Genomic DNA, 24,417 nt, shown 5'->3' on the forward strand with positions numbered 1-24,417 from the left:
TCCTGAGCTGGCCCGTGCTTAACGCCGGGCTTTGGTAACGCGGTCGACGAGGACCGCAATGAGAATGACGACGCCTGTGACGGTGCCTTGCCAGAAGCTGTTGACACCGATAAGATTCGCGCCGTTCTGAATGATGGTGATCATGAGTGCGCCAAGCAGCGCGCCAATCGCAGAGCCTGTTCCGCCGAACAGACTCGCTCCGCCGATCACGACTGCCGCGATTGCCTGCAGCATCAGGCTCGAACCCGCGGTCGCTTCCGCATTACTGATGTAGGACACGCTGACGATGCTCGCGAATGAAGCGAACAGTCCCGACAGCAGGTAGGCGCCCAGCCGCACGCGATTGACCGGGATGCCGATCACGCGGGCCGATGAACTGCTGCTGCCGATCGCATACAGCCACCGCCCCGCGACGACCTTGCGCAGGCAGTACTCGATCGCGACGAGCAGCAGCACGCACCACAGCGCGTAGTTCGGCAGGCCGGGAATCAGCGTTCCGGAATTCAGCAGGTAGTAGTTGGGATCTGAAATGGGCAGCGAATGACCATCTGTGACGATGAACGAGAGGCTTCCTGCGATTGCGTACGTGCTCAGCGTCACGACGAACGGCGCCAGCCCGACGAAGGTCACGAGCGCACCGTTGAGCGCGCCGATCACGATTCCGACCGACAGCCCCGCGAGACTGCTGACGATTGCGCCGTAACCGTGCGTCATGGCCAGACCCGTGACCATGCCGGTTAGCGAGAACACCGAGCCGACGGACAGATCGATCCCGCCCGTGATGATCACGAGCAGCACGCCGAACGCCATGATCACGAGCGGCGCGGCCGCTTGCGTCACATTGGAAATGTTGCCACCGGACAGCGCCGCCGGCACGATCATGCCGACCGCGAGTTCGATCACGACGATGGCGATCGCAATGGCGATCTCCGTGCGATACGTCGACAGCAAACGGCGCAATGCGCCGCCAGACTGGCGATGCTCGCCCGCGATCGGCTGAGTGACTGATTTCATGACTGTCTCCAGATAAATATCGTTCGTATGCAAAGCGGTCTAGGCAGCCATGCCGGTCGCGGCAGCCAGTTGCGTCTCGTTCACGTCGGCATGACGCAACACTTCGGTCGGCCTGCCGTCGAGGTCGAACGCAAGTACCGTGTCGCACAACTCGACGAGTTCGATGTATTCGGTTGACCACCAGACGATCGTCGTGCCCTGCTGCGCCATCCTGCGGATCAGCCCGTAGATTTCCCGCTTCGTGCGGATGTCCACGCCGCGTGTAGGTTCTTCGAGCACCAGCAGCCTGGGCCGCAGTAACAGCCAGCGGGCCACCAGCAGTTTCTGCTGGGTGCCGCCGCTGAGCGTTGCGGGCAAGTCCCACAGCGAGCCTGCGCGGATTTTCAGTGCGTCAAGTAGTTGGGTGCTTTGCTCGATCTCCGCGCGACCCACGACTTGGCGCCGCCCGACGACACGCGCAGCGGCGACGAGGTTGTCGACGATTGGCAGGGTAGCGAGGATGCCTTTGTTGGAGCGGTCGCCGGAGACAAAGCCGACACCGTCGCGTGCGCCGGCGGAGGGGTGGGCGTATCTCACGCGCGTGCCATCACGCGTGATGGCCCACGCTCCGGCGGGTGCGATACCGGTTAGCGCATCGATAAGCGACGATGGACCGACAGGTGCGCCAGCGAGGCCGACAATCGCGCCTTGGGGAACCTCGATCGCCACGCCATCACGTTCGATGCGAAGCACGCCGGCGGAGTGGGCCTTGGCGCCATCGTGAGGTTCCCGGTCGGCAAGCGGCGCGGCTTGTGTCAACTGCGCCGAGCCCGCTACGCTTTCCGCCGCGTCGTCGACCACGACGCTTTGTCCCATGCATTCAATGATTTCGCGGTCCGTGATCGCGCCGAGCGCGGCACGGTCGACCGCTGTCTTGCCATCGCGGATGATCGTGCAGACATCGGCTATCTGGCGGATCTCGCGCATTCGGTGCGAGACGAACAGCACAGCGAGCCCCGCGTCGGCGATCAACCGGCGTATCACCGAAAAGAGCCGGCCCGTTTCCGCCGCGGTCAGATTTGCAGTCGGCTCGTCGAGCAGCAGCAGCTTCGCCCCTGAGCCGAGCGCGCGGGCGATCTCCACCAGTTGGCGCTCATGCAGCGTCAGGCTGCTGACGAGCCGTCCTGCCGATTCGCGCGCGAAGTGAGGATCGATCAGTGAGAGCGCTTCGATGGCGATGGCCATCGAAGCCCGTTCGCTGTAGCGGGCGCACCCGCGCTGTAAGCGCGGCATGGCGATGTTCTCGGCGACGGATAGATGCGGCAGCAGCGCCAGTTCCTGATTGACCACGGCGATGGTGCCCGCGGCGACATGGCCGCCCACGGATGTGCCGATGTCCTGTCCGTCGAATTCGAGCGAGCCGCCGTCGCGGTCGAACTGGCCAGAGATGATTTTGATGAGCGTCGATTTGCCTGCGCCGTTGCCGCCCAGAAACGCGTGCACTTCGCCTGCGGCGATTGAAATATCAAAACCCTTCAACACGCTCGTGGGTCCGAAGCTTTTGACGATCGAACGCGCCGTCAGCAGAAAGGACGGATAATTCATCGCTGTCTCCTGCGCAGCTGTTGCGCTGCGCAATATATGTCTATGGTTTACCGCGGTGCTGCCGGTGCATTGACGCTGTCAGCATCAGGAAACTTCACGGCCCCGGGTTAAGCGGCTTGCCCACAGAATGGCAGTGCGGATGGCGTGCTAACAAGGCGGTTTCATTCAACTTCGACTGAAATAAATTTCACTATGCGCATCCCACCCGTGAAAGCTATCGTCGCTTTCGAGAGCGTGGCCCGAACCAGGAGTGTCAGCCGTGCATCCGAGGAACTTGGTCTGACCGCTTCGGCGGTGAGCCATCAGATCAGCAACCTCGAATCGATCATCGGCCAACCACTTTTCTATCGGTCGGGCCGGGGTCTCGTCCTGACACCGACAGGCGAGCGCTATCTGTCGGACGTGACGGGCTCTCTTGCTGATCTGAGCCGCGCGACCGAGCGCGCATCGAGCCGCGCCGACGTCGATATCCTGCGTGTGCATTCCAGCCCCAGCTTCGGGCTCATGTGGCTGTTGCCCAGGCTCGCGTCGTTTCAGGAAGCCAATGGCGATATCCAGTTGAATCTGGCCTGCTCGTATGAAGATGTATCGTTTACCAGTGGCTACTACGACATCGACTTGCGGCATGGCTATGCGAACTGGCGCGATCTCGAGGTCAGGACACTGCGCAATGAATTCATCGCGCCGCTCGCCTCGCCGAGATATCTGGAAAGCCATCCGGTCAGAACGCCGGAAGACCTTCTGGAGCATCGTCTGATCTATTCGGAGACGCCGCTCGTCCAGTGGAAGCAGTGGTTCGGACGCACCGGCGTGTCCGCTGCGCACAAGACTTTCGATTTCTCGTTTGACCGCTCGTACATGTCGCTCGAGACGGCCGCACTTGGCCTGGGCATTGCGTTAGAAAGCCTGATGCTCGCGTCGGTACGAATCAAGGAAGGTGCGCTCGTGCCGGTATTCGCTGATTCGCACTCTGTCGAAGTGGGCGCGCATCATCTGGTCTATCCGCCCCAGAACGCGGAGCTCCCACGCGTTGCGCGGTTCATCGCCTGGATCGAGCGGGAAATCGGTCACAGGGACCGTACGGCGTAATGACTGCGCCGATTCGGCATCAGGGTATTCCGGTACGTGCATGAGCATGCGGGTTGTTTCGGCGCGTCGACACAGCGACCCGGCATGCCTCGCGGGCTGGCAGCCGGTTACCTGAAAATTTCTCAAGCATAGTTGAGCGCCACGGTGTTGATGCGAGTGACCGCGTGCCGGACACTGCGTCATCAGATCAACACCCAGGAGACAATCATGCTGCTCGACAACAAGGTCGTTATCGTCACGGGCGCGGCTTCACCGCGCGGAATCGGCAAAGCCACCGCCAAAGCACTGGCCGAGCAAGGCGCACGCATTGTGATCCTCGACCTGCGCGAAGAAGACGCGAAGCAGGCCGCCGCCGATCTCGGCGAAGCCCACCTCGGGCTCGCCTGCGACGTCACCGACAAAGACGCTTGCGTGAAGGCCGCGAAGGCGACGCTCGAACGATACGGCCGCATCGACGGCCTCATCAACAACGCCGGCATCACGCAGCCAGTGCGCACACTGGACATCACCGCCGAGGGCTTCGACGCAATCGTCGACGTCAATCTGCGCGGCACGCTCTATATGTCGCAAGCCGTATTGCCGGCGATGAAAGAGCAGAAAGGCGGCAGCATCGTATGCATGTCGTCGGTGTCGGCGCAACGAGGCGGTGGTATTTTCGGCGGCCCCCATTACAGCGCCGCGAAGGCCGGCGTACTCGGTCTCGCCCGTGCGATGGCGCGAGAGTTCGGTCCCGACAGCATTCGCATCAACTCGATCACGCCCGGTCTGATCCAGACCGACATTACCGGCGACAAACTCACCGCGGAGATGCGCGTGGACATCATCAAAGGCATTCCGCTTGGCCGGCTTGGCGATGCTGCCGATGTCGCAAACGCGTGCCTCTTTCTGGTGAGCGATCTGTCAACGTATCTCACCGGCATCACACTCGACGTGAACGGCGGCATGCTTATTCATTGACTGACAGCGTGCGCCCGAGAGAGGGCGCTGAATTCCAGGTACCCGGGCGAACCCGGGGCCAGTGGATGGAGACAAAACATGAAATCCAAGAGTACCGCTTCGCCCATCGAAGGCGGCGTGTTGCCCCTTGCCGACTCGCCCAGCTTCGAATCGAAGACCTACGCGAAAGTAAGCCGCCGGCTCATCCCATTCCTCATGCTGTGCTACCTTGGCGCATATCTCGATCGGGTCAACGTCGGCTTCGCGAAGCTTCAGATGCTCAACGATCTGCGCTTTAGCGAGACGGTCTACGGCATGGGCGCAGGCATCTTCTTTCTCGGCTATTTTCTGTTCGAAGTGCCGAGCAACCTCGTCCTTCACCGTGTCGGCGCGCGCAAATGGCTCGCGCGAATCATGCTCACGTGGGCGGTGATTTCCGCGAGCTTCGTTTTTGTGAAATCACCGACGGCGTTCTACGTGTTGCGATTTCTGCTGGGCGTCGCTGAAGCGGGCTTCGCACCTGGCGTAATTCTCTATCTGACCTACTGGTTTCCGGCTGCCCGCCGAGCGAAGGCGCTCTCGCTGTTTTTTATGGCGATTCCGCTGGCCGGCATAATCGGCGGCCCGCTTTCGGGCTGGATTTTGCACTCGCTGCATGGCACGCTGGATATGGCCGGCTGGAAATGGCTGTTCCTGCTCGAAGCGTTGCCCTCGCTCGTGCTCGGTATAGCGATCCTGCTGTATCTCGATGACAGCATTGTCAAGGCAAAGTGGCTCACCGAATCGGAAAAGACCCTGCTCGCACGCAATGTCGCGAGCGATAACGCGCATAAGATCGCCCACATCTCGGTCAGATCGTTCATCGGGGACCGTCGCTTGTGGCTGATGGCCGCGATCTACTTCTGCGTCGTGCTCGGCCAGTACGGTCTGACGTTCTGGCTGCCGACGATCATCCGCAAGTCCGGCGTTGCCGATCCGCTGTGGGTGGGACTGTTCACTGCGATCCCGTATCTGTGCGCCATCATCGCGCTGCCCTTGATCGGCATGAGCGCTGACCGTCGCCGCGAGCGCCGGCTGCACCTGGCGATTCCCATGCTGGTCGCCGCCGCGGGCTTCGCCGTATTGCCCACGCTCGGCAGCATCCCCGCCTCGATCGTCTGTTTGAGTATCGCGGCAGCAGGCATCCTCGCCTCGTCGTCGCAGTTCTGGTCGTTGCCGACAGCCTTGCTAGGCGGCATGTCTGCCGCAGCCGGAATAGCTGCCGTGAACTGCGTCGCCAATCTCGCCGGCTTCTTTTCTCCAGCGATCGTGGGCTGGCTGAACGACCTGACAGGTAAGTCAACAGCGGGGCTGATCTTCATCTCGACCGCTATCACGCTCGGTGCCTGCCTTGTCTTCCTGGTGCCCGCTAAAACCGTGAACCGCTGAACCTCCTTCACCCATTCCGACTGATCACAGGAGACGACATGAACAGTCCATCCAATGCCTCGACGGCATCGCTTGCCGAGCACGCTTACCGTATCCGCAGAAACGCCCTGTTGATGGGCGAAGTCCAGGGACAAGGCTACATCGGGCAGGCGCTCGACATCGCCGATGTGCTGGCCGTTGCTTACTTTGGCGCGATGCGCTATCGCCCCGAAGACCCTGAGTGGGAAGAGCGCGACCGCTTCCTGTTGTCCAACGGACATTACGCAATCGCGCTGTATGCGGCGCTGCTCGAAGCAGGCATTCTGCCGGCCGAAGAGCTAGAAACCTACGGCAGCGACGATAGCCGCTTGCCGATGTCCGGCATGGCCAGCTATACGCCTGGCATGGAGATGTCCGGTGGTTCGCTCGGCCACGGCCTGACCATCGCGGTCGGACGGTGCCTCGGACTCAAGCGCAAGCATTCTGCTTCGTTCGTGTACACGCTGTTCTCTGACGGCGAACTGGATGAAGGCGCGATCTGGGAAGGCATCATGTCGGCAAGCCACTGGAAGCTCGACAACCTGATCGCGGTGGTCGACGTGAACAACCAGCAGGCCGACGGCCCGTCCACGCAGATCATGGCGTTCGAGCCGCTTGTCGAAAAACTGGAGGCGTTCGGCTGGTTCACGCAACGCGTCGACGGCAACGATATTGCCGCCGTGGCCGCTGCGTTCGACGCGGCCCGCGCGCATCCCATTGCGCAACCGCGCATGATCATCGCCGATACACGCATGGGTTGCGGCGTGCCGTTTCTCGAAGAACGCGAGAAGAACCACTTTATCCGCGTCGATGCCCACGAATGGCAATTGGCGCTGCAGGCACTCGAAGCAGGGAGACAAGCATGAGCAACGCAACGACAAGCAAGCCGCGCCTGAAGACCTCGGCCATGATCGCCTCGATCGCTGGCGAAGGACAGATTACGCGTTCGGCGCCTTTCGGCCACGCACTGGTGGAATTGGCACGGCAGAACACGAACGTCGTCGGCATGACGGCCGACCTCGGCAAGTACACCGACCTGCACATTTTCGCCAGGGAGTTTCCCGAGCGCTACTACCAGATGGGCATGGCGGAGCAATTGCTGATGGGCGCGGCGGCCGGCCTTGCGCACGAGGGCGCGCAACCGTTCGTCACGACCTATGCGGTATTCGCTACGCGCCGCGCCTATGACTTCATGCATCAGGCCATCGCCGAGGACAACCTCGACGTCAAGATCGTCTGCGCATTGCCGGGTCTGACTACTGGCTATGGTCCGAGCCACCAGGCGGCTGAAGATATCGCGTTGATGCGCGCGATGCCGAACATGACGGTGATCGACCCGTGCGATGCGCTCGATATCGAACAGATGGTGCCGGCGATTTCCGCACATAAAGGACCGGTGTACGCGCGCCTGCTTCGCGGCAACGTACCTGCTGTGCTCGACGAATACGACTACACCTTCGAACTCGGCAAAGCGAAGATGCTGCGCGACGGCGCCGACGTGCTGATCATCTCCTCCGGCATCATGACGATGCGCGCACTTGAAGCGGCGAAGGCGTTTGAAAAAGATCGGATCGACGTGGGCGTGCTGCACGTACCCACCGTCAAGCCGCTCGACACCGAGACGATTCTCCGCGAAGCGAAGCGATCGGGTCGGCTCGTGGTGGTAGCGGAGAATCACACGGTAATTGGCGGTCTCGGCGAAGCGGTGGCGGCGGAACTGATGCGCGCGGGCGTGTCCTGTCCGTTCCGGCAGGTGGGACTGCCGGATGCGTTCCTTGCTGCCGGTGCGTTACCTACGCTCCATGACCGCTACGGAATTTCCACGTCGACGATGGTTGAGGCGATCAAGCGGTGGTTGGTCTGAGGCAAGGCACTCGCCGTCAGACGGGTGACTCGGAATCAGGGGAAATTCGCGGCTGCCGAGGTGCGAATGTCCGGAAAGCAATCTGTAACTGCCTCAGAAACGCAAGCGCGTGTCAGCGCCTTCTATCGGTTGAATGAGACAGCACACGGGGAGCGGCGATACGTTACGTGCCTACGCCTGCCGCGCTGTCGGCGCCGCCGTCCGGCACCTGTATGTAGTCGTCCTGCGAAAGGTCCCTTATTCAGGCTCCGTCGTTGGCTCCGCACGCTCCGACACATCATTCCCCTTCGCGTGCATGCACTCCAGGTACGCGAGATCGTATCTTTGCTGCACGTTCAGTTGTGCCCGCGGCACGTGGGCGTCGCTCGCAGCGCGCGTGTCGACACCGCTCGCCAGCTGCTCCCTCGCATACTGTTTGCACTGCGCATCGTCCCGCAGAAAAACGGTGAATGGCTTGTCGCGCCCCGGCTTCACGGCTACCGCCGGCCCTATGGGCTGCGACACGCATCCGGCGGCAACCGAGCAGGCCGTCACGGCAATCTTGATTCGACAAAGAATACTCACGGCGTCCGTCCCTATCCGAGGCTATCAAGATAGCAGCGTCCCGACGGAGAGGAAGTAAAGGGTAATAAGGTCGACATGCATGCTCTCGCTTGCCTGGTACTTCGCGAAATGGGGATTCCCTACGACGGGTTAACGGCGAGCGGCCCGACGTCTTAAGGGCGACGCAAATCCCGCGCGGCGTTACGATATCTGCGTTCAACCGACAGCCGATTCCTTCCGCCCGACCGCCGCCCCATGGAACTGAAGCAGATCCAGTATTTCATCGCTCTCTTCGAGGAGGGCACCGTGACCCGCGCGGCCAAGCGGCTGAACATCGCGCAGCCCGCGCTCAGCATGCAGATTTCGAAGCTCGAAGCCGAAGTGCGGCAGACACTTTTCGCGCGCGGCCCGCATGGCATGGCTCCGACCGAAGCGGCGCGGCTCATGTACCGCCTCTACACGCCGATCATGCGCGACATCGAACATGCCCGCGAGCATCTGAGCCGGCGCGATGTCATCGTGACGGGACGCGTGTCGCTCGGGATGGTGTCGTCGGAGGCGCAAAGCGTGCTGCCCGAATCGCTCGCACGGTTCGACGCCCTTTTTCCGCAAGTCGAAGTGTCCGTCGCGGACGGCTTCAGCGCGCAACTCATCGACGCCGTCGAAGCGGGCCGACTCGATGCCGCGATCATCAACAAGCCGCGCGGGCGGCTCACGCTCGACGTGGAGCCGCTGCTGGTGGAAGAAATGGTGCTGGTGACGAGCGCGGCGCACGGGCCGGATCTGCCGGAGACGATGCATCTGGTCACGCAGTCCGGTATCGAATTTGTGCTCCCCACGCGCCGCAACGGACTGCGCGGCGCGCTCGACGCCGCCTTGATGGCCGCCGACGTCGTCATTCAGCCGAAGTTCGAGATCGATCTGCTCAGCACCATCGTGCAGTTCGTCGAGCAGAGCAGCATCGCGACGATCCTGCCGCGCGTCGTGGTGCAGGCGAAGGTGGACGAAGGCCTGCTGCGGGCGCGCACGATCGACTCGCCGCCGATCGTGCGTCACATCATTCAGGTCACGCACCCGAAGCGGCCGATCGGGCCGGCGGCGCAGGCGCTCATTGCGATCCTCACCGAGGAGATCCGGCGCGTGACCACTGGCGCGCGGGCTTAGTGAAAACTCAACCGCCGCTCGGGCTCATCGGTTCACGCGCGCTGCACGACGCATCGCTGCGCGTGCCGAACAGCGTGTCGCAGATCGGGAACGTGAGGTTGAAGTTCTGCGTCGCCATAAGTTCGGGATCGTGATGCGTGACGTGCAGGCGCCGGACTGTGTTGATGAGCGGCACGCGGTCGAGAAACGGGCTGTCCGTCACATGCGAAAGCGTGTGCAGCCCTTCGTACATCAGATAGTACGCGGCCATCGTCAGGAGCGCGATATAGCCCGCGTTACGCGAGAACGCGAAGCCGATCACCAGCGCGAGCGGCGTGGCCGCGAGCACGAACGCGACCGGCGCAAACGGCGGAAACAGCAGCGCGCGCCAATGCCTGTGGCCCTTGTACTCCAGCGTCACATGCGTGAAAAAGCGATGATGAACCGCGCAATGGCGCTTGTAGACCATGCTGAAATATTTGGTCGGCCGATGCAGCACATAGCGGTGCGCGGCCCATTCCGCCCAGTTGCCGAACAGAAAGAGCGGCACGACCGCGAGCCATTCCGCGAACGTCGGCGCATGAAGCTGCGCGGCGCAATAGACGATCACCGCCGTCGTGAAAATGAGCGTGAAACCGAGATGCATCTCTCCGCGATACCACCACGGCGTCGCCTGCACATATTCGTCGCGAAACTTGTAGGATCGCGCGCGAATGTCGTCGTCATACTTCATGATGAGCGTCTCCTTTTGCTATCGGACGATGCGCGGGCGCGCTCTTCGGCGCGCCCGCCGATGCTTGCATGCTTCAGGACGGATTGCGCGCCGCTCCGTTTTCGAGCTTGCCGAGCGTCTCGGGCACGACGAACGCGCCGATCAGGAAGATCACGCTGATCGCGCCGACGAAGATCGCGAGCGTCGACGGCAACTGGCTCGCATCCTTCGCGACGAGCGAGACGAAGGTCGGCATCATCCCGCCGATCGCGAAGCCGATGTTCCATGAAAGACCCGTCCCGGTCGCGCGGATCGCAGTCGGAAAGCGCTCGTTCAGGAAGATCAGGATCGGCGCATAGCCCGCGCTGCCGAGCGCGGAGAGCAGCACCGCGTACACGCCGATCATCGTGATGTTCTGCGCGGTCGGCAGCAGCACGAAGAGCGCAGGCAGCGCGACCAGCCGGATGAGGCCGAGCCACACGAACGCGCTCTTGCGCCCGATGAACGTGCTCAGATGCCCCGCCGCAACGGAGGCGACGACCACCGCCACGCTGCAGATCATCAGGATCGCGGCGGCCGCGCCGTTCGGCACGTGGCTCACGACCTTGAGGAAGGTCGGCAGATAGCCCGACGTGAGGTAATAGCCGCTGCCGCCACCGATGGTCAGCAGCAGGTTCACGAACAGCACCTTGCGATAGTCCCGCGAGAACAGCGTGCGAACCGGCGAGCGCACCACTTCCACCTGCCCGCTCTTGACCTGCGCGGCGGCCTTGGCGGCCTTCTCGGCGGCGAGCTTCTTCCAGAGCGGCGATTCTTCCAGGCTATTGAATACGAAGAGGCCGAGCAGCGAACTCAGGATGCCGGTAAAGAACATGCAGCGCCAGCCCCAGACGTCGAAGAGATCGCCGGGAAAAAGCGACGACATCGCGAGATACGTGAGCGACGCGAGCAGTGCGCCAAGGCCCGCGCCACCGCCGCCGATCAGCCCCGAAACCGCGCCGCGATACTTCGGCGCGACGGATTCCGTGCCGATGGTATGCGTCGAAGCCACCACGCCGCCGACAAACACGCCCTGCACGAGGCGCAGCAGCATAAACAGGACCGGCGCGACGAGGCCCACCTGCGCGACCGTCGGCAGCATGCCGAAGGCCGCCGTCGAGAGGCCAACGCCAACGACCGCGACGATCATCGCCCCCTTGCGGCCATGACGGTCCGCGTAGGAGCCGAAAAGCGCGGAACCGAGCGGGCGCATCAGCAGCGTCACCGCGAACGACGCATAGACCGCCGCGAGCGAGAGCATCGCGTGCTCGGATGGGAAGAACAGACGCCCGACCACCGGCGCCACGTACAACAACACGAACAGGTCGAACAGATCGAGCGCCCAACCCATGCACGAGGCCACGACTGCGCCCATGACCTGGCGCTGATTGACGTGAAGCGCGGCGGCACCTTCTTGCGCTGCTACGGACATTTGCATCTCCTTGTATGTCACTGGGCCGTCTTTCGATCGCCCCCGTGTCGCAGGCACGTTGGTCTTTTGGCGTGCTCTTGTTGAGGTTAAAAAATCGTCAGTGCGCGGCGGCGAGCGGCGGCGCAGCGGAGTCGCTGGATGCGCCCGATGCCAAGCTCGCGCGTCGCTGCGCGACCATCGCGTGGGCGATCTTCTCGGCGATCATGATGGTCGGTATGTTGGTGTTGGCCGAAGGCAGTCTCGGCATCAGCGATGCATCGACCACGCGCAGTCCCTGCGCGCCGTGCACGCGCCCTTCGGTATCCGTGACGGCGTCGCGATCCTGCGCGCCGCCCATGCGGCATGTGCCGCTCGCATGCCACACGCCGAACACGTTCGCGCGGATGAAGTCGGCAAGCGCGCGGTCGTCGGCCAGGAGCGCGGCCATGTCCAGCCCGCGCGTGAAGAAGCGTTCGATCAGAAAACGACGCAGCGGCGCGGGCGTATCGAGCAGCGTGCCGAGCATCGAAGTCAAAAGCGCGTTGCGCTCGCCGACCTGGCTCAACGCCTTGACGCGCGGAGAAAACGCCGCTGGAAAGAAGTCGCGCGGATCGCGTCCGAGCCCCGACGCCTCGACCACGCTCGCGAGCATCCGCACGCCGGTAGCGAGCCGTTGCAGATCGCGTTCGTCGTCGAGCAGATTCAGGTCGACACGCGCAGCGGCGGCGGTATCGGCGGATACGAGCTGCACGCGGCCGCGCGAGTACGGCCGGTTGCACCACAGGAAGAAAAGGCCCAGCCGGTTGCCCAGCTCGTGCCATGCCGCGCGTGTCGCGCTCGACAGATACAGGTCCGACTCGTCGCAGCCCGCGACGCCGGAGCTCATGCGCGCGGCTATCATGCTGGCGCGGCGTCGCGCGAGCGGCATGCGAAAGCGCGGTTCGAGAAAATGACAGAACGTGAGCGACGGATGATCCTGCAGATTGCGCCCGACGCCCGGCCGATCCACCGCACACGCGATGCCGAGCGCCGCGAGTTCGCGGGCATCGCCGATACCCGCGCGCATCAGCAGCGCAGGCGACTGAAGCGCGCCCGCGCTCAGCACGACTTCGCCCGCCTCGAAACGCACGCGCTCGCCGCTTTGCGCCAGCGCGATCACGCCGCGCGCCGCCGCGCCTTCCATCACGATGTGCTCGACGCGAAGGTTCGAATACACCGTGAGATTCGGGCGCTTGCGCGTGGCTTCGTCGAGATAGGCGATGGCCGTGGACACGCGCTTGTCGTCGATGTTCGAGAACGCGCCGGGGAAAAAGCCGTCGCCAAATTCGCCGTTCTGATCCTGCAATTGCGCGACGCCATTCGCGCGCAAGCCCTTGGCGAACGCATCGCAGAAGGGCGGCCAGTCTTTCGGCATGATGCGGCGAATCGGCACGGGGCCGTCGCTGCCGTGCAGTTCGCCGCCCGGAAAGTTGACGTCGCGTTCCAGCTTGCGAAAGTACGGCAGCACGTCACGCCACGCCCAGCCATCGGCGCCGTTCGCAGCCCACTCGTCGTAGTCGCGCGGCAGGCCGCGATTGGCCGATTGCACGTTGATGCTCGACCCGCCGCCCATCACGCGGCCCTGCTCGTAGACGCGCGGCGCGGCGTCCTTGGTGGCTTTCGCCTTCAGGTCCGGCCAGATGTAGGTCTCGCCACAGAAGACGGGCATCGGATAGCTGTCGAGGATGGCGGCGGGCACCGCGCCCGGCGGCGTATCGGCGCCTGCTTCGATCAGCGCGACGCGCAGCGACGGCACGGCCGACAGCCGATGCGCCAACACGCATCCCGCAGAGCCGCCGCCCACGATTACGTAATCGAAGCGTTCCATCCTCTGTCTCCTGTTCTTCTGCGACGCTGCTTATCAACTTCCGCGAAACACCGGCTTGCGCTTGCCATGGAACGCCTCGACGCCCTCGCGGAAATCGTCCGATGTGCGCAGCCGGCTATAGCAATGCCCTTCAAGTTCAATAGCAATGGAAAGCGGCGCATCTTCCGAATCGTTCAGCAGCTTCTTCGCGGTGCGCTGAGCGAGCGGTGAGAACGCGCGCAGTTCGTCGACGAGCGCATCGGTGGCGGTTTCCAGTTCCGTGTCGGCCACGCAGTCCACCGCAATGCCCCACTCGTAAGCCTGCTTCCCCGGAATGCGGCGCGAGCGCATCACGATGTCCTTCGTCCGGCCGATGCCGACCATCGCCTGAAGACGAGCCGAGCCGCCCGAGCCGGGAATCTGCCCGAGCTTTTGCTCCGGCAGCGCATAGAAGGTCGTTTCGGTGACGATGCGGAAATCGCAAGCCAGCGACAGCTCGAACCCCACGCCGAAGCAGAAGCCGCGATTGGCCGCGATCACCGGCTTCGAGCAACGGGCGGGCGCCGCGATATTCCACGCGAGCTTCGACACGTGCTCCGGCGACGCTTCCAGAAAGCCCTTGATGTCACCGCCGCTCGAAAAGTGCTCGCCCGTCGCGCGCACGACGATCACGCGCACGCGCTCGTCGTCGTCCAGCGCCTCGAAGACGAGGCGCAACTGGTCGCGCGCGCGCATCGAAATGACATTCAACGGCGGCCGATGCAGGATGATGTCGGCGCGCTCGCGTTCGGCGTCGATCTCGACCGAGAAGCCGTCGAGTCCTTGCAGCAGCGTCTGGCCGCGATGGTTCAAATCGCTCATATCGGGTTACTCCTTTGTGGTCTGTGTAGGTTGAACGTTGCCGTCGGATGCGTATTCGCCCGCCGAGAGCTTGCGGCGCAGAATCTTGCCGACCGGCGACTTCGGAATATCGTCGACGAACACGTAGTCGCGCGGGCGCTTGAAGTTGACGAGGTCGGACTGGCGGCACCAGGCGTCGAGCGCCTCGGCATCGACGTATTCGCGGCGCTTGATGAACGCGACCACGCGCTGGCCCCAGCGCTCGTCCTTGACGCCCGCGACCGCGACTTCATCGACGGCCGGATGCAGCGAGAGCACCGATTCGATATCCACCGGCGAGATGTTTTCGCCGCCGCTGATGATCATGTCGTCGACGCGGCCGGTCACGTACAAATCGCCGTCGCGGTCGAAATAGCCGGTGTCGCCGGTGAAATACCAGCCCTCGCGCAGCGACTTCGCGTTCGCGTCCGGGCGGTTCCAGTAGCCTTCGAATGCTTCGTCGCCGAGCAGGTCCGCGATGATCTGGCCTTCCTCGCCGGCCTGTGCGATCTCATCGGGCGACACGGCGTCGAGCTTCACGACGCGCAGCCGCGTGTTCACGCCCGCGCGCCCGGCGCTGCCTGGCTTGCGCGTCGCGTCCTGATCGATGCTGACCGTGTAGACCTCGGACGAACCGTAGTGATTGACGAAGATCTCCGGCTCGAACGCAGCCGACAGGCGCTTGAGCAAACCATCGTTCATCGGCGCACCCGCGAAGCCCAGCTTTCTGACCGACGACGTATCGGTGCTGGCGAACGCGCTGTCCGCGAGCAGATCGTGATAAAGCGTCGGCACGAGATAGAGGCACGTGAGCGCGTACTTCGCGATGGATTCGAGCGCGAGCTTCGCGTTCCAGCGACGCACGCAGACGAAGACGCCATCGACGAGCGCCATCGAAAGCAGCGAGCGCACGCCCATCGTGTGATAAAGCGGCATCACGCCGAGCGTGCGTTCGCCGCGCCGGTACAGGTTCTGCGCGACGTGCGCGAGCGCGCCCGCGCGTTCATGCCGATGACGGCGCGGGACACCCTTCGGCTTGCCGGTCGTGCCGGACGTGTAGAGGATCAGCGAGATATCGTCGGCGGTGGCGTGCGTCGTCTCGCCGGTGCGCGTGCGTTCCGCGAGCAGCGCGTCGAAGGCCATCGTGCGGCCGGGGGCGTCGTCCAGACCGATGCGCGGCACGTGCTGCGCGGCGGCGCTTTCCACGACGGCATCGGCGCAAACGGGTTCGTAGACGATCGCCTTCACGTCCGCATCCGTCACGCAGTACTCGACTTCCTCCGGCTTCGCGCGCCAGTTGAGCGGCACGATCACGATGCCCGAGAATTGCCCCGCCCAGTGCAGCGTCGCCATTTCCCAGCGGTTTTGCAGCACGACGAGCAACCGGTCGCCGCGTTGCAGCCCGAGTTCGCGCAGGGCATCGGCGACATTCAGAATTATGCGATGCCACTGCGCATAGGTCAGTTGCATGTCGCCATCGACGAGCGCGAGCGCGTTCGGGCTGCGCTCGACGCTTTGCAGAAACGTGCGGCCGAGATCAAGCATGTTCGGCCTCCTTCTCGCCGCGCGCCTCGACCTGACGACGCGCTGCCACATCGAGCACGGCCGCGACGATCGGCGTATAGCCGGTACAGCGGCAGATATGGCCCGAGAGCATGTCGCGCACCTGATCCTCGGTCGGATTCGGCACCCGCTGCAGATAGTCCGCACATGACATCAGAATGCCCGCCGTGCAGAAGCCACATTGCAGCGCGTGATGGCGCTGGAACGCCTGCTGCAAATCGCCGAGCGTCTGGTCGGGCGCAAGACCTTCGACTGTGTCGATGCGCCGCGCATCGGCCTGCACCGCGAGCATCAGGCACGAGCGCGCCGCGACGCCATCCACGTGCACCGTGCATGCGCCGCACACGCCATGCTCGCAGCCGACATGTGTGCCGGTCGCGCCCAGTTCGTGGCGGATGAAATCTGACAGCAGTTCGCGCGGCTCGCAATGGCCGCTGCGTTCGCGGCCATTGAGCGTCAGCGTGATGCGCCGCTGCTCCCCTTGCCGCATGATGTTGTCCGATGTGTTGCTGCTCACGTAGCCTCCTCGATCACGCGCCATCCCAGTTGCCGGACGAGATTGCGTCGATATTTCGCGCTGATGTGCGCGTCGTCCTGCGCGTTCAGTTTCCAGCTCAGGTCGTTCAATGCGCCGCGCAGGTCGTCGCCTGTCAGACGCGGCCAGCTTTCCGCCACCGGCCGGTCCGCGACGCCGCCGACCGCGATACGGATCGAATCGTCCGTCACCACCGCCGCGCACGCGACGATCGCGAAATCGCCGTGCCGCGCCGAGAACTCGGTGAACGCATAGCGTTCGCCGGGCTTCCTGAGCGGAAAGCGCACGGCTTCCACGAGTTCGTTTGGCTCGCGCGCGGTCATCAGCATTCCCTGAAAAAATTCCTGCGCGGCGAGCGTGCGGCGCTTCTTTTTCGAGCGCAGCATCACGTCGCCGCCGAGCGCGGCCAGCACGAGCGGCAGTTCTGCGCTCGGGTCCGCATGCGCGACGGAGCCGCACACCGTCCCGCGATTGCGAATCTGAAAATGCGAGATATGCGGGAACGCCATCGCGAGCATCGGCACTTCGTCGCGCAGCGTGGGACGCCATTCGACGCTGCCTTGCGTCGCCGCCGCGCTCACGACGAGATGGCCTGCTTTGTCATCCACGCGCACGGCGTCGAGTTCGGCGGTGCGCGAGATATCGACCAACACGCGCGGCTGCGCGAGCCGCATGTTGAGCACGGCCATCAGCGATTGACCGCCCGCCAGCACGCGCGCGTCGTCGCCGGTTTGCGCGAGGGCGTCGAGCGCGTCTTGCGTCGTCATGGCGCGCAGATAATCGAACGGCGCGGGCTTCATACGTGCCTCCTGAAGCGGGCCAACATCCGCGCAATCCACGACTTGCGCTGCTCGACGGGCTGGCCCGCCGCCTGCCGTCCGAGCGATTCGAACAATTGCTTGAGCACGACCTTCGCCGCGCCTTCGAGCATGCGTCCGCCGACCGCCGCCACCTTGCCCGACACCTGCGCTTCATAGTCATAAGTGAGGCGCGTGCCGGTTCCCTGCGGCGTCAGTTCGACGAGACCGTTGCCGCGCGCGCTGCCGAGCGGCGAGATGCCCGCGCCCGCGAGCCGCAGCCGGTGCGGCGCGTCGATCTCCGACAAGCCGATGCGCGCCTCGAAGCGCGCCTTGATCATGCCGACGCCCACCGTCACGTCCGCGCGATACTGATTCGGCGCGGTCTCGTCGAGCGCATGGCAGCCGGGAATAACCTTCGCGAGCGCCTTCGGGTCGAGCAGCACGCCGAACACGGCTTCGGGCGTCGCGGGCAAATCGACCGTGCCGCGCGCCGTCAACGCCTTGCCGCCCGGCGTCGCGGGCTTCGCAGCCGGTGCTTCGCGCAGTTCGGGCCGCGACGGTTCGGGATCGTCGATGCCGATCAGCGCCATCACTTTGGGCGGCGTGAGGGGCAGGCGGATATCGTCGACGCCGAGGGCATCGGCCACCGCATTCGCGATGCACGGCGGCGTGCTCATGTTGTTGCCTTCGCCGAGCCCCTTCGCGCCGAGCGGCGTGAAGGGCGACGGCGTCTCCAGATGTACGATCACCGGGTCGGGCACTTCGCAGGTCGTCGGCATCAGATAGTCGGCGAGCGTGCCGGACTGGAAACTGCCGTCCGCGCCGTAGCGGAACTCTTCCATCAGCGCCGCGCCGACGCCTTGCGCGAACGCGCCGCGAATCTGGCCATCGGCGAGTGCGGGATTGAGTAGCGTGCCGGCGTCGTGCGTCGTCACATAACGGTCGATGCGCACGCGCCCCGTCACGCGGTCTACTTCCACGCCGCACATGTCGAACGCGAAGCCATACGCCGCCGACGTGTTGATGCGATCCTGCTCGTCGGGCGCGTCCATGTGCGGCGGCGACCAGAAGACGCTCTCGCGCAGACCCGGCTCCTCGCCTTCCGGTAACAGCGCGGGCGCCCAGTGCGGCGCATTGCTTGCGGCGCGCGCGAACGGCAACGCGCGCTCTTCGGCACCGTTCGGAAAGACGCGCGCGCCTTCGAAGCGCACGTCGCCGGGCGCGCAGCCGAACTGCTTCGCGAGAATGCGCGCGAGCTTTTCGCGCACGCGGGTCGCGGCCAGATGCACCGTGCCGGCCACCGCGCCCGCGAATCGGCTCGAATAATTGCCCGCCGCGACGGACCACGCGTCCTTGTGCGTATCGAATTCGACGTTCACGACGATGTCCTTCGGGTCGAGCCCGAGCACATCCGCGACGACTTGCGCGCACACCGTCATGTGGCCCTGGCCCGCTGGCGTCGACGCGATGGTGACGACCACGCCGCCGAGCAGATCGACGCTCACCGTCGCGCTGGCGATCGCGCCGTTCTTCGGCCCGGCTTTCTTGCGGGCGTCGGGCGGCATCACAGTCGTGATGTATCCCATGTTCGATACCGACGGCTCCACGATCGCCGCGAAGCCGATGCCATAAAGACGCCCAACTTTGCGCGCCGCGTCGCGTCGCGCGACGAGTTCGTCGTAGCCGCCTTCGGTCATCGAGCGGCGCAGCGCTTCCTGATAGTTGCCGGAGTCGAGCAGCGCGCCCGCCGTCGCGCGATACGGAAAGGCATCGGCGGGAACGAAGTTGCGGCGGTACACATCGAGCACATCGAGCCTCAGTTCGACGGCGATACGCTGAATGAGCCGCTCCAGCGCGAAGTAGACCTGCGGTCCGCCGAAGCCGCGCACGAGGCCGGTCGGCGTCTTGTTCGTGAGCACGACGCGGTTGCGCACGACGAGATTCGGAATGGCATATGCGCCCGTCAGGCAGCCGTGCATCCGGTAGAAGGTCGCGGGTTCGGGCGCGCGCACGTAGCCGCCGATATCTTCCAGTTGATCGTAGGAAAGCGCGACGATGCGGCCATCGCTTTCAACGGCCGCTTCGATGGTCGAAAGGCGCGCGGTCGCGGAAGTCGCCGCGCTCAGGTGTTCGAGCCGGTCCTCGACCCATTTCACCGGCGCGCCGGCCTTGCGCGAGGCGAGGCACATCAGCACGACATACGGAAACACCGCCTGCTTGACGCCGAAGCTGCCGCCTGAATCGCGCGGGGCCTTATGACGCAGACGGTTCGCGGGAACGTTGAGCGCCATCGCCATGACGGCGTGCAGCGAAAACGGTCCCATGAAATTGGATGTGACGTCATAGCCTTCGCCGCCCGACAGATACTCGGCGATGACCACGCCGCATTCGATCGGCGCGCACGTGTTGCGCGGATAGTGCGCGACGAGCTTCACGCGATGCGGCGCGTTTTCGAACGCGGCTTCCGGTTCGCCATAGCGGAAACGCCGGTCGCTGATCACGTTGCTGCCGACGCGCTCGTGCAGCACCGGCGCATCGCCCCGCACCGATTGTTCGATGGACGTGACCGGATCGAGCATCGCGTAGTCGACCTTGATGAGGTCGAGCGCGTCTTCCGCTAGCGCGCGGGATTCCGCCATCACCACCGCCACCGGCTCGCCGACGTAGCGCACGCGGTCCATCGCGAGCGCCCACTGCTCCATCGGCGACTTCACGCCGACGACGAAGGGTCGCGACCACGCACGCAGATCGTCGCGCGTGAGCACGGCGTGCACGCCGTGCAGCTTCGATGCGGCTTCGGTATCGATGGAAACGAGTTCCGCATGCGCGTGCGGCGAGCGCAGAATCGCTGCGTGCAGCGTGCCGGGCTTCACGGCGATATCGTCGCCGTAGCGGCCGCGGCCCGTGAGAATCGCGGGGTCTTCGAAGCGCTGCAGCGGCTGGCCGACGTGGCGCTGCGGCTTCGCGGCATCGCTGTCGGCCACGCGCGCGTTGATATCGGCAAATCCGGTTTCGCGCTGATTCATGGCGTCACTCCGTCATCTTCGCCGCGGCTGCCGAATTCATCGGCGAGACCGCTCCAGCGGCGCGCAATCTCGCGGTGCTCGATGCCGAGCAGATCCAGAATGCGCCCGACCGTGTGATCGACGACATCGTCGATGGTCTTCGGATGCGCATAGAACGCCGGCACCGGCGGCATTACGATGGCGCCCATTTCGGTCGCGAGCGTCATGTTGCGCAGATGCGCGAGATTGAGCGGCGTCTCGCGCGCGACCAGCACGAGGCGGCGGCGCTCCTTGAGCATCACGTCGGCGGCGCGGGTCAGCAGATTGTCCGCGAAGCCGTTCGCGACACCCGCGAGCGTTTTCATCGAACACGGTGCAATCACCATGCCTTCGCTGAGGAACGAACCGCTCGCCACGGCCGCGCCGATATCGCGCACGTTATGCACGACGTCCGCGAGTTGGTCGACGTCGCCGCGCGTGAGGCCGAGCTCCTGCGCCGCCGTCACTGCACCCGACGCCGACACGATCAGATGCGTCTCGTGCGTGCCGAGGCGCCGCACCCGACGCCGACACGATCAGATGCGTCTCGTGCGTGCCGAGGCGCCGCAGCGCAGCGAGCAGCCGCACGCCGATGACCGCGCCGCTCGCGCCCGATATGCCCACGACGATGCGCTTCTTCCGCTCAGCCATGATCGCGCGCGAGGTAGGCGTCGAGCGCGCTGTTGTCGGCGGCGACGAGCGCGGTCAGATCCGCGGTGTCCTGACCCGGGATGCGCACGCGTGTGAAGACATGCGCCGGATAGACGACCGGGCGCGTCGCGTCGAGTCCCATCTTCGCGCTGATGCCTTGCAGATGCGCGGGGGCGTCGTCGGGCTGGCCGACCGTCGTCGAGGGATCGAGCGGCGAGCCTTGCGCGCCCGCGACGACGACGAGATCGCGGTCGGCCTGAAAGCGCGTCGCAATCGCCCATTCGATTTCTGCGGGATCGTGCACGTTCACGTCCGTATCCACGACGACGACCAGCTTGATGTCGTAATGCGCGCCGAACGCGCAGAGAATCACGTTCTTCGCTTCGCCTTCGCGTTTCTTGTCGAACTGCACCCACAGGTGATAGCGGCACACACCGCCTACCGACAGATGCACGTCCTTCACCGCCGGATGGCTGCGCTGAAGGTGCGCGAGGAGCGTCGCTTCGCGCGGAATCGCGCCGAGCAGCAGATGCTCCATTTCGGCCGGCACGATCGTATGAAAAATCGGGTCGCGCCGATGCGTCACCGCCGTCACTTCAATGACTTCGCGCGCTTCCTTCGCGCTGTAGTACTTTGGGAACTCGCCGAATGGGCCTTCCGGCTCGCGCACGTTCGGCAGAATGCGTCCTTCTATGACGATCTCCGCGAACGCGGGCACATGCACACCGCTCGTCACGCATTGCGCGACCGGCAGCGGCGCGCCGTGGAGCGCGCCAGCGATTTCGAGTTCGTCGTTATCGATGGGCGTGATCGCTTGCGAAGCGAGCATCGTCAGCGGATCGACGCCAATGGCGACGGCCACGTCGAGCGCATCGCCCGCTTCCTCGGCGGCGCGCTGGAACGCGTAGAGATGGCGCGGCAGCAGCAGTATCGCCATGCGATCGCGGCCATGCACCTGAATGCGGTTGATCGACACGTTCTGCACGCCGGTGCGCGGATTGCGCGCAATCACGAGACCTGCGGTGATGTACGGGCCGTTGTCATGCTCGCTATGCGTGGGAATAGGCAGAAGCGCGTGCAGATCGATTCCGCTCGTATGCGCCACTTGCTGGCACGGCGCGTCCTCACGCGCAATGACTTTCGACGCGAGCGGCTCGGCGGCAGCGGCGGAAAAACGTGCGAGCAAAGCGGCTTCGTCGACGCCCATTGCTTCGGCAATCCACGCCCGCTTCGACATGAATCCGCTCACGACCGGAACCGCATGGCCGCCGGGGCGCGTGAAAAACGCCGCTTGCGTGCCGTCGAGGCGTTTGGCGATAGCGGCGAGTTCGTGTTCGAGCGCAACCGGCTTGTCGATGGTCGCGAGGCGGCCCGTCTTCGCGAGATGCGCGAGCCAGTCGCGCAGCGAGAGCGAGCCCGCCTCCGAGCCTTCCGGGGCCCACGAGAATGAGGAAATGCCGTTCTTTGCGGCATCGCGTATGTTCATCAGCGTCTCCATCTGTGCTGTGCCCGGCAAAGTGATGCCGCAGCGATCGATGGGGTCAAGCGTAGCGATATCGCGCCATAACTTCTAATAGTGTTTTCTGATGCGCTGGATCATTCACTCTTATATCAGTGTTAGCCCCGATGACAGCGTTCTTACGGTTACGTATCAATAGATCCGTCCCGCAACCCGTACTGGCGGGCGCGGGCGGCAACGGCGCGCGGCAGGCACGCACCGTTCGACGTGATAATGCAGGTGGTGGCTATTAGCATCGCTGATGCACGAGGGGGGAGATGGACCTCAAGCAAATTCAGTACTTCATCGCGCTGTTCGAGGACGGCTCGGTTACGCGGGCGGCCAAGCGCCTGAATATCGTGCAGCCCGCGCTCAGCATGCAGATCGCGAAGCTCGAGGACGAACTGCATCAGCAACTCTTCGAGCGCGGCGCGCACGGCATGGCGCCGACCGCGGCGGGGCGGCTGATGTATCGCCTGTTTCTGCCGATCATGCGCGACCTCGCACACGCGCGGCAGCAGATCGTTCAGCGCGATGAAGTCGTGACGGGACACGTCGGCATCGGGCTGATTGCGTCCGTCACGGAGAGCGTGCTCGCGGATTCGCTCTCGCGCTTTCACGCGCAATATCCGGATGTCGAAGTCACGGTCGCCGACGGCTACAGCGCGACTTTCATCGACTGGGTGGCGGGCGGTCAGTTGGAAGCCGCGATCATCAACAAGCCGCGCGCGCGTCTGTCGCTCGACTCCCGCGCGCTGCTCGACGAAGAGATGGTGCTCGCAACCAGCGCCGCGCACGGCCCCGATCTGCCGCACGCCATTGAACTCGCGCAGCTGCCCGAACTGGAACTCGTGCTGCCGACCAAGCGCCACGGCCTGCGCGGCGTGCTCGACAGCGCCGCGCAGCATGAAGACGTGCTGCTCGCGCCGCGCTTCGAAATCGACGTGCTCTCGACCATCCTCAAGCTCGTCGAAAACACGCGCTTTGCGACGATCCTGCCGCGCATCGTGGTCGAGCGCGCCGCGCGGCATGGCACCTTGCGCGCGTGCCCGATTCTCGCGCCGCGCATCGTGCGGCATGTCGTCTGCGTGAGCCATCCGCGAAGGCCGTTGAGCGCGGCGGCCGAAGCGCTGATCGCGATCATCGGCGACGAGCTGCATCAAGCCTCGAATATTTCGTGTAACGAACCATCCCATTCTTTGAAGGAACGCTCCGCATGAACGCATCACGCCGGATTGCCGGCGAATGGACCGGCACGCCTACGTTCGACAGCATCGATCCCGCCACGGGCGAGGCCATCGACCGGTTCGCCGACGGCGGCGCGGATGAAGCCGATGCCGCCATCGCCGCCGCGCGCCATGGGTTCGATCGCACGACGTGGGCGCAGGATGCACGTCTGCGCCAGGACGTGCTGCGCGGCGCGGGCTCCGGCCATGCGTTTCTGTCGCCGACGCTCGTCGAGCATGGCGATCCGAAGGCGTTCTTCTGTCAGGACGAGATTTTCGGGCTGTTCGTCGCGCTCGAAGTTTTTGAAAGCGAGCAGGAAGCACTTGAGAAGGCCAACGATACGGTCTTCGGCCTGTCGGCCAGCGTGTGGACGCACGACGGCGCGCGCGCGTTGCGCACCGCGCGCGCTGCGCAACGGGACAGTGTGGATCAACGATCACAACAAGCTGTTCGCGGAAGCGGAAACGGGCGGCTACCGGCAAAGCGGGCTCGGGCGTCTGCACGGTTACGACGCGCTCGCCGACTTCACCGAGATCAAGCACATCTGCATGCCGGCGGGCATCGTGGAAGGCGTGGCTCCGCTTCGTTGATGC

Annotated in this window: 18 protein-coding genes and 2 pseudogenes; 8 read left to right on the top strand and 12 right to left on the bottom strand. The window is 64.4% G+C overall.

Features of this window, described 5'->3' with window-relative positions:
- Window positions 1–18 precede the first annotated feature (18 nt).
- On the bottom strand, window positions 19–1,014 hold the full coding sequence (locus OKW35_RS21725) for an ABC transporter permease (protein WP_184063137.1): 996 nt from the start codon (window positions 1,012–1,014) through the stop codon (window positions 19–21).
- Between the two features lie 39 nt (window positions 1,015–1,053).
- Entirely contained in the window at window positions 1,054–2,598 is a 1,545-nt protein-coding gene (locus tag OKW35_RS21730) for a sugar ABC transporter ATP-binding protein (RefSeq protein WP_184063139.1), read from the bottom strand.
- 192 nt (window positions 2,599–2,790) lie between these two features.
- On the opposite strand from OKW35_RS21730, the gene OKW35_RS21735 reads away from it, so the two are divergent.
- The 6 genes from OKW35_RS21735 (at window position 2,791) to OKW35_RS21760 (ending at window position 9,640) form a co-directional block, all read left to right on the top strand.
- The gene (locus OKW35_RS21735) at window positions 2,791–3,687 is read left to right on the top strand and encodes a LysR substrate-binding domain-containing protein (RefSeq protein WP_184063141.1); all 897 of its coding nucleotides are present in this window, start codon (window positions 2,791–2,793) and stop codon (window positions 3,685–3,687) included.
- Between the two features lie 207 nt (window positions 3,688–3,894).
- On the top strand, window positions 3,895–4,644 hold the full coding sequence (locus tag OKW35_RS21740) for an SDR family NAD(P)-dependent oxidoreductase (protein WP_184063143.1): 750 nt from the start codon (window positions 3,895–3,897) through the stop codon (window positions 4,642–4,644).
- Window positions 4,645–4,722: 78 nt separating this feature from the next.
- Complete coding sequence (locus OKW35_RS21745) at window positions 4,723–6,051, top strand: MFS transporter (protein WP_429353019.1); 1,329 nt, start codon at window positions 4,723–4,725, stop codon at window positions 6,049–6,051.
- 38 nt (window positions 6,052–6,089) lie between these two features.
- On the top strand, window positions 6,090–6,935 hold the full coding sequence (locus OKW35_RS21750) for a transketolase (protein WP_184063147.1): 846 nt from the start codon (window positions 6,090–6,092) through the stop codon (window positions 6,933–6,935).
- Complete coding sequence (locus OKW35_RS21755) at window positions 6,932–7,933, top strand: transketolase family protein (RefSeq protein ID WP_090807419.1); 1,002 nt, start codon at window positions 6,932–6,934, stop codon at window positions 7,931–7,933. Before OKW35_RS21750 ends, OKW35_RS21755 begins: the two co-directional genes overlap by 4 nt.
- A 798-nt stretch (window positions 7,934–8,731) precedes the next feature.
- Complete coding sequence (locus tag OKW35_RS21760; RefSeq protein WP_429553109.1) at window positions 8,732–9,640, top strand: LysR family transcriptional regulator; 909 nt, start codon at window positions 8,732–8,734, stop codon at window positions 9,638–9,640.
- Window positions 9,641–9,647: 7 nt separating this feature from the next.
- Here the strand turns inward: OKW35_RS21760 and OKW35_RS21765 are convergent, their stop codons facing one another.
- The 10 genes and pseudogenes from OKW35_RS21765 to OKW35_RS21810 form a co-directional block, all read right to left on the bottom strand.
- Window positions 9,648–10,352 (bottom strand): sterol desaturase family protein, encoded by a 705-nt coding sequence (locus OKW35_RS21765; protein WP_429553110.1) that lies wholly within the window; start codon window positions 10,350–10,352, stop codon window positions 9,648–9,650.
- A 73-nt stretch (window positions 10,353–10,425) separates the two neighbouring features.
- Window positions 10,426–11,802, bottom strand: a complete 1,377-nt coding sequence (locus OKW35_RS21770; RefSeq protein ID WP_184063153.1) for an MFS transporter — start codon at window positions 11,800–11,802, stop codon at window positions 10,426–10,428.
- Window positions 11,803–11,899: 97 nt separating this feature from the next.
- Entirely contained in the window at window positions 11,900–13,648 is a 1,749-nt protein-coding gene (locus OKW35_RS21775) for a GMC family oxidoreductase (RefSeq protein ID WP_429553111.1), read from the bottom strand.
- Window positions 13,649–13,681: 33 nt separating this feature from the next.
- On the bottom strand, window positions 13,682–14,488 hold the full coding sequence (locus OKW35_RS21780; protein WP_184063157.1) for an enoyl-CoA hydratase/isomerase family protein: 807 nt from the start codon (window positions 14,486–14,488) through the stop codon (window positions 13,682–13,684).
- 6 nt (window positions 14,489–14,494) lie between these two features.
- Window positions 14,495–16,051 (bottom strand): AMP-binding protein, encoded by a 1,557-nt coding sequence (locus OKW35_RS21785; RefSeq protein ID WP_429553112.1) that lies wholly within the window; start codon window positions 16,049–16,051, stop codon window positions 14,495–14,497.
- A complete protein-coding gene (locus OKW35_RS21790; RefSeq protein WP_244145040.1) occupies window positions 16,044–16,559 on the bottom strand; it encodes a (2Fe-2S)-binding protein in 516 nt (171 codons plus the stop codon). The genes OKW35_RS21785 and OKW35_RS21790 overlap by 8 nt, the downstream gene beginning before the upstream one ends.
- A 23-nt stretch (window positions 16,560–16,582) precedes the next feature.
- A complete protein-coding gene (locus OKW35_RS21795; protein ID WP_429553113.1) occupies window positions 16,583–17,404 on the bottom strand; it encodes an FAD binding domain-containing protein in 822 nt (273 codons plus the stop codon).
- Window positions 17,401–20,430 carry a xanthine dehydrogenase family protein molybdopterin-binding subunit gene (locus OKW35_RS21800; protein ID WP_429553114.1) on the bottom strand — a complete coding sequence of 1,010 codons (3,030 nt, stop codon included), beginning with the start codon at window positions 20,428–20,430 and terminating at the stop codon, window positions 17,401–17,403. Before OKW35_RS21800 ends, OKW35_RS21795 begins: the two co-directional genes overlap by 4 nt.
- Window positions 20,427–21,099, bottom strand: a pseudogene (locus tag OKW35_RS21805) (UbiX family flavin prenyltransferase). The gene OKW35_RS21800 and the pseudogene OKW35_RS21805 overlap by 4 nt, the downstream one beginning before the upstream one ends.
- The gene (locus tag OKW35_RS21810) at window positions 21,092–22,585 is read right to left on the bottom strand and encodes a UbiD family decarboxylase (protein WP_429553115.1); all 1,494 of its coding nucleotides are present in this window, start codon (window positions 22,583–22,585) and stop codon (window positions 21,092–21,094) included. The pseudogene OKW35_RS21805 and the gene OKW35_RS21810 overlap by 8 nt, the downstream one beginning before the upstream one ends.
- A gap of 290 nt (window positions 22,586–22,875) precedes the next feature.
- Here OKW35_RS21810 and OKW35_RS21815 point away from each other — a divergent pair, with 290 nt between their 5' ends.
- The gene (locus OKW35_RS21815; protein WP_429402573.1) at window positions 22,876–23,817 is read left to right on the top strand and encodes a LysR family transcriptional regulator; all 942 of its coding nucleotides are present in this window, start codon (window positions 22,876–22,878) and stop codon (window positions 23,815–23,817) included.
- A pseudogene (locus OKW35_RS21820) lies at window positions 23,814–24,414 on the top strand (aldehyde dehydrogenase family protein). Before OKW35_RS21815 ends, OKW35_RS21820 begins: the two are co-directional and overlap by 4 nt.
- Window positions 24,415–24,417: the final 3 nt, after the last annotated feature.

The organism is Paraburkholderia sp. MM5477-R1, from assembly GCF_050436385.1.
GTDB lineage: Bacteria > Pseudomonadota > Gammaproteobacteria > Burkholderiales > Burkholderiaceae > Paraburkholderia > Paraburkholderia tuberum.

What these genes read in the sequence shown, in the direction of transcription:
- OKW35_RS21725 (WP_184063137.1), bottom strand. Translation starts at nt 1,014, where the DNA reads ATGAAATCAGTCACTCAGCCGATCGCGGGCGAGCATCGCCAGTCTGGC.
- OKW35_RS21730 (WP_184063139.1), bottom strand. Translation starts at nt 2,598, where the DNA reads ATGAATTATCCGTCCTTTCTGCTGACGGCGCGTTCGATCGTCAAAAGC.
- OKW35_RS21735 (WP_184063141.1), top strand. Translation starts at nt 2,791, where the DNA reads ATGCGCATCCCACCCGTGAAAGCTATCGTCGCTTTCGAGAGCGTGGCC.
- OKW35_RS21740 (WP_184063143.1), top strand. Translation starts at nt 3,895, where the DNA reads ATGCTGCTCGACAACAAGGTCGTTATCGTCACGGGCGCGGCTTCACCG.
- OKW35_RS21745 (WP_429353019.1), top strand. Translation starts at nt 4,723, where the DNA reads ATGAAATCCAAGAGTACCGCTTCGCCCATCGAAGGCGGCGTGTTGCCC.
- OKW35_RS21750 (WP_184063147.1), top strand. Translation starts at nt 6,090, where the DNA reads ATGAACAGTCCATCCAATGCCTCGACGGCATCGCTTGCCGAGCACGCT.
- OKW35_RS21755 (WP_090807419.1), top strand. Translation starts at nt 6,932, where the DNA reads ATGAGCAACGCAACGACAAGCAAGCCGCGCCTGAAGACCTCGGCCATG.
- OKW35_RS21760 (WP_429553109.1), top strand. Translation starts at nt 8,732, where the DNA reads ATGGAACTGAAGCAGATCCAGTATTTCATCGCTCTCTTCGAGGAGGGC.
- OKW35_RS21765 (WP_429553110.1), bottom strand. Translation starts at nt 10,352, where the DNA reads ATGAAGTATGACGACGACATTCGCGCGCGATCCTACAAGTTTCGCGAC.
- OKW35_RS21770 (WP_184063153.1), bottom strand. Translation starts at nt 11,802, where the DNA reads ATGTCCGTAGCAGCGCAAGAAGGTGCCGCCGCGCTTCACGTCAATCAG.
- OKW35_RS21775 (WP_429553111.1), bottom strand. Translation starts at nt 13,648, where the DNA reads ATGGAACGCTTCGATTACGTAATCGTGGGCGGCGGCTCTGCGGGATGC.
- OKW35_RS21780 (WP_184063157.1), bottom strand. Translation starts at nt 14,488, where the DNA reads ATGAGCGATTTGAACCATCGCGGCCAGACGCTGCTGCAAGGACTCGAC.
- OKW35_RS21785 (WP_429553112.1), bottom strand. Translation starts at nt 16,051, where the DNA reads ATGCTTGATCTCGGCCGCACGTTTCTGCAAAGCGTCGAGCGCAGCCCG.
- OKW35_RS21790 (WP_244145040.1), bottom strand. Translation starts at nt 16,559, where the DNA reads ATGCGGCAAGGGGAGCAGCGGCGCATCACGCTGACGCTCAATGGCCGC.
- OKW35_RS21795 (WP_429553113.1), bottom strand. Translation starts at nt 17,404, where the DNA reads ATGAAGCCCGCGCCGTTCGATTATCTGCGCGCCATGACGACGCAAGAC.
- OKW35_RS21800 (WP_429553114.1), bottom strand. Translation starts at nt 20,430, where the DNA reads ATGAATCAGCGCGAAACCGGATTTGCCGATATCAACGCGCGCGTGGCC.
- OKW35_RS21810 (WP_429553115.1), bottom strand. Translation starts at nt 22,585, where the DNA reads ATGAACATACGCGATGCCGCAAAGAACGGCATTTCCTCATTCTCGTGG.
- OKW35_RS21815 (WP_429402573.1), top strand. Translation starts at nt 22,876, where the DNA reads ATGGACCTCAAGCAAATTCAGTACTTCATCGCGCTGTTCGAGGACGGC.